Source organism: Mycobacterium sp. NGS34 (assembly GCF_059812845.1).
Genome location: NZ_JCALDM010000064.1, coordinates 1 through 526, shown reverse-complemented (window position 1 = coordinate 526; position 526 = coordinate 1). Strand labels below are relative to the sequence as shown.

1 protein-coding gene is annotated in these 526 nt (G+C 68.1%); it reads left to right on the top strand.

All coding sequences use genetic code 11. The annotated features are described in order from the left end of the window. Positions 1-413: 3,4-dihydroxyphthalate decarboxylase (gene phtC / locus AC5Y7V_RS31405; RefSeq protein WP_499883795.1), on the top strand; the 413-nt coding region annotated here is incomplete at its 5' end. Positions 414-526: the final 113 nt, after the last annotated feature.

The following is a 526-nucleotide window of genomic DNA, read 5'->3' as shown; positions in this document are numbered from 1 at the left end:
CCCCGCAGGTCGTGGCCGCCGACTTGGCAGGGCTCGCTATCCGGCCGATCGTCGGGGCGTTCGACATCCCGGGCACCCGCCTGGCGGCAGACGGAATACCCGTCTACCCCAGAGGAGTGCTCGTGCGAAACCGCGAGCTCGCAGCGGAAATGCTCGACGCCATGGGCGATCGGCCCGTGGTGCTGCTGCGCGGACACGGCCTCACCAGCGCGGCGCCGACGATGGAGCAGGCGGTCCTCCAAGCCATCAGCGTAAACACCTTGGCAGGCCTGTCGCTTCAGATCACAGCAGCCGGAGGGCAGCTGCACGACCTTCCCGGTCCCGACATGGCGGAGCTGCCAGATCTCGGAGGGCCGTTCAACATCGCGACCGCCTGGCGACACGAGCTCGCCCGGCTGAGCGTCAGCCCATGAAGCCGGCCAGCGCGGCAGTGCCGACAGTCCCGCCGACGCTGGGTACGATACAAGGCATGCGATCGACAGAGACAGAAGACGGATCCAAATACGGTCCGCCGCCGCAATACCCC